Raw genomic sequence first — 7,842 nt, forward strand, 5'->3', positions numbered from 1 at the left:
CCTGGCCGGGCGGCTGCGGCTGCAGGGCCGGATGAAGGCGGCCTTCGACGCGGCGCCGCCGGCGGTGCTGACCGCGGTGATCGCGCCGATGGTGCTGGCCACCGGCTGGCCGGAGACCGCGGCGGCACTGGTCACGGCCCTCGCTGCCACCCGCCTGCCGCTGCTGGCCACCATCCTGGTCGGCGTCGTGGCGGTGGTGGCGCTGCGCGCCGTCGGCTGACGTCGCTCTTTCCCTCGACCCTCCGGTGACAGGTCACCGCGCCGCCGGCGCGGACGCCCGCTCTTGCCTGAACGGTTTGCCCGACATTCACTATTGCCTCACTGACATGTCAGGTGTTATGTCGGACATGAGGCTGCGGATTGGATGCCTGAAACAGGCATCGCGACCGCGGCGGGTGAAGCGTGGACGGCAGGTCCGGGCGAGAGGGAGGACAGGATGGTGCAGCAGGCGACGGCCCCGGACCGGCTTCCGGATGCCCTGATCCCGTCCCTGGCCGCCGCGCTCGGCGCCGCGGCCGTCCTCGCCGGTCCTGACATCCCGCCGCGCAACGAATCCGATTGGAGCACGCTTGGCCCCCTGCGGCCGCTCGCGGTGGTCCGCCCGGTCGACACGGCGGGTGTGGCCGCGGCGATGCGGATCTGCGCCGAGCACGGCGTCCCGGTGGTGCCGCAGGGCGGGCTGACCGGGCTGTGCGGCGGCGCCCGGCCGGTCGCCGGCTCGGTCGCCCTGTCGCTGGAGCGCATGGTGGGGGTGGAGGAGATCGACACCGCCTCCGCCACCATCACGGTGCGCGCCGGCACGCCGCTGCAGGCGGTGCAGCAGGCGGCGGACGAAGCCGGCTTCTTCATCCCCCTCGACCTCGGCGCCCGCGGCTCCTGCGCCATCGGCGGCAACCTGTCGACCAATGCCGGCGGCAACCGGGTGATCCGCTACGGCATGGCGCGCGAGATGGTGCTGGGGATCGAGGTGGTGCTGCCGGGCGGCGAGGTGGTCACCAGCCTCAACAAGATGCTGAAGAACAATGCCGGCTATGACCTGAAGCACCTGTTCATCGGCAGCGAGGGCACGCTGGGCGTGATCACCCGGGCGGTGCTGCGCCTGTTCCCGAAGCCGGGCTGCACCATGGCCGCTTTGTGCGGCCTGTCCAGCTACGACCACACGGTCCGGCTGCTGAACGCCGCCCGTCGCGGGCTGGGGCCGCTGCTCTCGGCCTTCGAGGTGATGTGGCCGGACTATTGGGACGTGGTGACGCAGAAGGTGCCGGGCATCCGCAGCCCGATTTCCGGCGGCCATGCCGGCTATGTGTTGGTCGAGGCGCAGGGCACCGACGAGGCGGTGGACGGGCCGCGCTTCCAGGCCTGGCTCGAGCGCCAGGCCGAGGACGGCGTGATCGCCGACGCGGCGGTGGCGCAGTCGATCAGGGACATCCGCGCCTTCTGGGGCGTGCGCGACGCCGCGGCCGAATTCAAGCAGGTGCTGGGGCCGCATGAATCCTTCGACATTGGCCTGCCGGTGGCGGCGATGGACGACTATGTCCGGGCCTGCCGCGCGGCGCTGGAGCAGCGCCTGCCCGGCATCTTCGCGCTGTTCTACGGCCATATCGGCGACGGCAACCTGCACATCGTCGCCGGCGTGCCCGGCGCCGAGCCGCAGCCGAAGCAGGAGATCGTCGAGACCGTCTACGCCATGGTCCGCGAGTTCGGCGGCACGGTCTCGGCCGAGCACGGCATCGGCCTGACCAAGAAGCCGTTCCTGCCCTATGTGCGCAGCGAGGCGGAACTGGCGCTGATGTGCCGGCTGAAGGACGCGCTGGACCCGCGCGGGCTGCTCAACCCCGGCAAGGTCCTGTAGCCCGATCGCCCGGACCGGCCCGGGCGGAAACGACAACAGCCGAGAGGGAGCCAAGATGACGACGAGACCAACGGCGCCGGCAGCGGCGCCGCCGGACGAGGCTTTGCTGGATCGCGCGATCCGGCGGGCGACGTGGCGGCTCGTGCCGTTCCTGATCCTGATGTACATGATGGCCTATCTCGACCGGGCCAATATCGGCTTCGCCAAGCAGGCCTACCAGGCGTCGACCGGCCTCGGCGACGCGGTCTTCGCCTTCGGCGCCGGCATCTTCTTCCTGACCTACGCCGCCTTCGAGGTGCCCAGCAACATGGTGCTGCACCGGGTCGGGGCGCGGGTCTGGCTGGCCCGGATCATGGTGACCTGGGGGATCGTCGCGGCGGCCATGGCCTTCGCCCATGGCGAGACCGCCTTCTCGGCGATCCGGCTGCTGCTCGGCGCGGCCGAGGCCGGCTTCTTCCCCGGCGCGATCCTGTTCATGACCTACTGGTTCCCGGCCAAGGCACGCGGGCGGGTGATGGGACTGTTCTATTTCGGCTCGCCGCTCGCCCTCATGCTCGGCGGCCCGATCTCCGGCGTGCTGCTCGACCTCGACGGGCTGTTCGGCCTGCATGGCTGGCAGCTGATGTTCCTGATCGAGGGGCTGCTCGCCTCCGCGGTCGGCGTCTGGGCCTATTTCTACCTGTGCGACCGCCCGTCCGAGGCGCGCTGGATGCCGGCCGAGGAGCGCGAGGCGCTGAGCAGGGCGATCGCGGCGGAGGAGCGGGAGAAGCAGGCGGCCGGTCGGGTCGGCTTCCGCGCCGTGCTGACCGACCCGCGGCTGCTGCATTTCGCGGCGATCTACTTCCTGATCCAGATCAGCGGCTACGGCGTCGCCTTCTACCTGCCCACCCAGGTCGCCGCCCTCCTGGACATGAAGGTCGGGCTGCTGGTCGGCCTGGTCTCGGCGATTCCCTGGGCCTGTGCCATCGTGGCGGCCACGGCCTGGCCGGGGCTGGCGGTGCGCACCGGCTATCGCCGCAGCTTCGCCGTCGTCTCGCTGCTGGGCATCGCCGCCGGGCTTGTCATCTCCGCCAACGCCCCGCCGGCGCTCGCCATCGCGGCGCTGTGCCTGACGACGATGGGCATCATCACCTCGCAGCCGATCTTCTGGACCTTCCCGACCGGCTATTTCGGCGGGGCGGCGGCCGCGGGCGGGATCGCCGCGATCAACGCCATCGGCAATCTCGGCGGCTTCTTCGCCCCGAATGTGAAGACGGCGGTGGAACAGGGCTTCCAGTCCACCGCGGCCGGGCTCTACGTGCTGGCCGCGGCCGGCCTGGCGGCGGCCCTGCTGGTGACGCTGCTGCGCCCCGGCGCCGGCCCGCGTGCCGACGTCAGGCTGCGCGAGGCGCCGGCGCGGGCGTGATCCTCGTCATCGCGGGCCCATAGCTCTTGAGTCCCCCCTCCCCTTGCGGGAGGGGGGGCAGGGGGAGGGGTCTGCGCGCGTCCGCGCGCGAATGGGCATAGGCCCGACCTCACCAGACTTGCGGGTGTGTGACAGTCTAGACCGGATCAAGCCGAGAGAACCCCCTCCCCCTATCCCCCTCCCGCGAGGGGAGGGGGGACTCAAGAGAAGGCAGTCGTGAAGCGGCACCTATCCCCGGTTCATCCGGTTGTCGACCAGGTCGGTCACCACCGCCGGGTCGGCCAGGGTCGAGGTGTCGCCCAGCGCCTGATGCTCGTTGGCGGCGATCTTGCGCAGGATGCGGCGCATGATCTTGCCCGAGCGGGTCTTGGGCAGGCCCGGCGCCCACTGGATCAGGTCCGGCGTGGCGATCGGGCCGATCTGCTTGCGCACCCATTGCGCCAGTTCCTTGCGCAGCTCCTCGGTCGGCGCCTCGCCGGCGATCAGGGTGACATAGGCGTAGATGCCCTGGCCCTTGATGTCGTGCGGATAGCCGACCACCGCGGCCTCGGCCACCTTGGCGTGGGCGACCAGCGCGCTCTCGACCTCGGCCGTGCCCATGCGGTGGCCGGAGACATTGATGACGTCGTCCACCCGCCCGGTGATCCAGTAATAGCCGTCCTCGTCCCGCCGGCAGCCGTCGCCGGTGAAGTACAGGCCCTTGAAGGTCGAGAAATAGGTCTGGACGAAGCGCTCATGGTCACCGAACACCGTGCGCATCTGGCCCGGCCAGCTGTCGGCGATGCAGAGATTGCCCTCGGTCGCGCCCTCCAGCGGCTTGCCGTCATTGTCGACGATCAGCGGCTTGACCCCGAAGAAGGGCAGGGTGGCGGAGCCGGGCTTCTGGGCGATGGCGCCGGGCAGCGGGGTGATGAGAATCCCGCCGGTCTCGGTCTGCCACCAGGTGTCGACGATCGGGCAGCGGCCGTCGCCGACCACGCGGTGGTACCATAGCCAGGCCTCGGGGTTGATCGGCTCGCCGACCGAGCCGAGCAGCCGCAGCGAGGCGCGGCTGGTCTTCTTCACCGGATCCTCGCCGTCGCGCATCAGGGCGCGGATCGCGGTCGGGGCGGTGTAGAAGATGTTGACCTTGTGCTTGTCCACCACCTGCCAGAAGCGCGAGGTGTCCGGATAGTTCGGCACGCCCTCGAACATCAGAGTGGTGGCGCCGTTCGCCAGCGGGCCGTAGAGGATATAGCTGTGGCCGGTCACCCAGCCGACATCGGCGGTGCACCAGTAGATATCGCCGTCATGGTAGTCGAAGACGTATTGATGCGTCATCGACGTGTAGACCAGATAGCCGCCGGTGGTGTGCAGCACCCCCTTCGGCTTGCCGGTCGAGCCGGAGGTGTAGAGGATGAACAGCGGGTCCTCGGCCCCCATCTCCTCCGGCGGGCAGTCGGCGGAGACCTGCGCTGCCGCCTCGTGCAGCCACAGGTCGCGGCCCTCGGTCCAGCCGATCTTGCCGCCGGTGCGGCGCACGACGATCACGGTGTCGACTTCCGGGCAGCTCTTCAGCGCCTCGTCGGCATTGGCCTTCAGCGCCACGGCGCGGCCGCCGCGCAGCCCCTCATCGGCGGTGATCAGCATGGTCGAGCCGCAATCGAGGATGCGGTCCTTCAGGCTGTCGGGCGAGAAGCCGCCGAACACCACGGAATGGATGGCGCCGATCCGGGCGCAAGCCAGGAGGGCGTAGGCCGCCTCCGGGATCATCGGCAGGTAGATGGTGACCCGGTCGCCCTTCCTGACGCCGCGCGCCTTCAGCACATTGGCCAGGCGGCACACCTGCTCGTGCAGCTCGCGATAGGTGATGTGGCGGCTGTCCTTCGGATCGTCGCCTTCCCAGATGATCGCGGTCTGGTCGGCGCGCGTGGCCAGGTGCCGGTCGATGCAGTTATAGGCGGCGTTCAGCGTGCCGTCGGCGAACCAGCGGATGTGGACGTCGCCGGTGTAGCTGGTGTCCTTCACCTTGGTGAAGGGCTTGATCCAGTCGACCCGCCTGCCGTGCTCGGCCCAGAAGCCCTCCGGATCGCTGACCGAGCGCTCATACATCGCCTTGTACTGGGCGGCATTCACCCAGGCGCGCTTGGCCCAGTCGTCGGACACGGGAAACAGGCTGGCGTCGCTGCTCATGGGGTCTCCCCGATCGGTGTTCTTTTCGACATGCATCAGATCTGCCGGCGGTGCCGGCCGCCGTCCTTGATTCATATCAAGAGGATCGGGCGTCGGCCACGGCTGATCCGTCGCGCCGGTGAGTGCGCATTGCTGCTGCGACGCCAGGCGGTCTCGCCTTCTTGTCGCCGCTTTGGCATGCAGGGTTGACGCTCCTCCCCGTCCATCGCGGTGTCCTTCCGGCCCATGACCCTTCGCGCGCTGTTCCCCCGCCTGCTGCTGCTGTTCGCCCTGATCTGCGCCGCCCTGCCGGCCGCGGCCCAGACCAACCCGGACTTCGACAAGCAGAATGCGGGATGGCAGAGCACGATCCGGCAGCTCTACGTCAAGCTGTCGGCGCAGAACCTGTCGGATGACGATTATAACGGCTTGCGCAACCAGCTGGCCGCGGTCATCGACCAGACCCAGGCGGCGGCGGATGCCGCGAAGGACACCCTCGGCAAGATCAAGCAGGTCAGCGACGCGTTGGGCCCGCCGCCGGCGGAGGGTGCGCCGCCGGAAGCGGCCGATGTGACGAAGCAGCGGCAAGAGTTGGCGGACGCCCTGGCGAAATATGACGGGCAGGTGCGGCAGGCCGAGGCGGTGAAGACGCAGGCCCAACTGCTGCAGCAGACCGCCGATGCCGCGCGCGTCGACCAGTTCCGGCGCGACCTGCTGACCGTGGCGCCGGCCGCCTTCGACCCCAAGACCTGGGAGCCGATCCCGGACCAGGCCGGCTATCTGGCGACGCGGCTGCTGCTGCCGTTCCAGGACCAGCTGGGCCCGGGCTGGAACGGGGTGGGGGAGATCGCGCGCCGCATCCTGTTCGCCGCCGCCGTCCTCGGCATCGGCTGGCTGGCGCGGCGCTGGCTGCTGCGCCGGTTCGGCCGACGCCCCTCCGAAATCGTGCCGACGCTGCGGCGCCGGGTGGCCGCGGCGCTGGTGCACACCGTCGCCCATGGTGTGCTGCCGGCGATGATGACCCTGGCGGTGGCGGTGGTCTGTGCCGGCTGGCTCGGCGACCGCCCGGCCAGCTATGTCGCCCTGATCGTCCTCGGGGTCCTGGCCTGGGGCCTCGTCGCCTATTTCGTCGCCTCGGCCGCGATCTCGGCCGCGCTGACGCCCGACGACCCGCCCTGGCGCCTGATCGACCTGACCGACGCCTCGGCCCGCACCCTGTGCCGCCGGCTGCGGGCGGCGGCGGTGGTCTGGGCCGTGGCCGGGGTGACGCTGGCCATCGCCGATGGCCGCGTGCTGATGCAGAACGAGCTGCGGTCGCTGCTGGTGGTGTCGGCGCTGGCCGCCGGTGGGCTGGCGCTGCTGTCGCTGCTGCCCGGGTCGCTGTGGGGCTATCGCGCCGATCTCGACTCCCTGCCGGAGGGCGAACCGGCCGATGACGCGCGGATCGCCGCCCGGCCGTCCGGGCGCTGGCCGCGCGTCCGCATCCTGGCCGCCGTCCTGACCGTCGCCGTGCTGATCGTCGCGGTGATCGGTTATCAGAGGCTGGCACTCTACATTACCTATCTGTTGGCGGCCGCGATCGGCATCGGCGCCGCCGTCCTGATCCTGCGCAGCGTGGTGCAGGAGGCGATCGGCCGGTTCCTGACCCAGCCGGTCGGGCGGATGGCCCGGATGCGCCATTCGCTGTTCCCCAACGACCGCGGCCTGTGGGTGTTCGAGACGGGCAGCAGTCTGTGCACCGACATCATCCTCGGCCTGGTCGCGCTGCTGGCGCTGGCGCCGGTGCTGGGCCTCAGCGGCACCGACCTGTCGGCGATCGGCACCGCGGTGCTGGACGGGGCGACGGTCGGCGGCGTGCGCATCGCGCCGCTCAACATCCTGGGCGCCATCGTCGCTTTCACCGTCGGTATCGTCGCCACCCGCTTCCTGCAGCGCCGCCTCGATGCGCATTTCATCGAGAAGCTGCAGATCGACCGCGGTTTGAAGAACTCGATCCGCACCGGCATCGGCTATCTCGGCGGGCTTATCGTCGCCATCTTCGCGATCGGGTTCCTCGGGCTCGACCTGTCGAACCTGGCGCTGATCGCCTCCGCCCTGTCGGTCGGCATCGGCTTCGGCCTGCAGAACATCGTCCAGAACTTCGTCGCCGGCCTGATCCTGCTGGTCGAGCGGCCGGTCAAGGTGGGCGACTGGGTGGTGGTCGGCGGGGCCGAGGGCACGGTGCGGCGCATCAGCGTCCGCGCCACCGAGATCCAGACCTTCCAGCGCGCCTCGGTGATCGTGCCGAACGGCACCCTGATCTCGTCCCAGGTCGTCAACTGGACCCACAAGGACAAGAACGGCCGGGTCGACATCCCGGTGTCGATCGCCGCCTCGGCCGATGTCGAGAAGGCGCGCGAGATGCTGCTGGCGATCGCCAGGGAGGACAAGCGCA

5 protein-coding genes are annotated in these 7,842 nt (G+C 70.2%); 4 read left to right on the forward strand and 1 reads right to left on the reverse strand.

Annotated elements, in window-relative coordinates:
• The 3 genes from ABDW35_RS26910 to ABDW35_RS26920 form a co-directional block, all read left to right on the forward strand.
• Window positions 1-220, forward strand: a 220-nt coding sequence (locus tag ABDW35_RS26910) for an AzlD domain-containing protein (protein WP_343716933.1), incomplete at its 5' end; no start/stop codon positions are given.
• 216 nt (window positions 221-436) lie between these two features.
• Window positions 437-1,852: an FAD-binding oxidoreductase gene (locus ABDW35_RS26915; protein WP_343716934.1), complete on the forward strand. Its 1,416-nt coding sequence runs from the start codon at window positions 437-439 to the stop codon at window positions 1,850-1,852.
• 55 nt (window positions 1,853-1,907) lie between these two features.
• A complete protein-coding gene (locus ABDW35_RS26920; RefSeq protein ID WP_343716935.1) occupies window positions 1,908-3,257 on the forward strand; it encodes an MFS transporter in 1,350 nt (449 codons plus the stop codon).
• Window positions 3,258-3,485: 228 nt separating this feature from the next.
• Here ABDW35_RS26920 and acs read toward each other — a convergent pair whose 3' ends face one another.
• Window positions 3,486-5,429, reverse strand: a complete 1,944-nt coding sequence (gene acs / locus ABDW35_RS26925) for an acetate--CoA ligase (RefSeq protein ID WP_343716936.1) — start codon at window positions 5,427-5,429, stop codon at window positions 3,486-3,488.
• A 225-nt stretch (window positions 5,430-5,654) separates the two neighbouring features.
• On the opposite strand from acs, the gene ABDW35_RS26930 reads away from it, so the two are divergent.
• The coding region (locus tag ABDW35_RS26930; RefSeq protein ID WP_343716937.1) for a mechanosensitive ion channel domain-containing protein at window positions 5,655-7,842 on the forward strand (2,188 nt) is incomplete at its 3' end.

Origin of the sequence: Inquilinus sp., from assembly GCF_039594555.1 — a bacterium.
Taxonomy (GTDB): Bacteria; Pseudomonadota; Alphaproteobacteria; order DSM-16000; family Inquilinaceae; genus Inquilinus.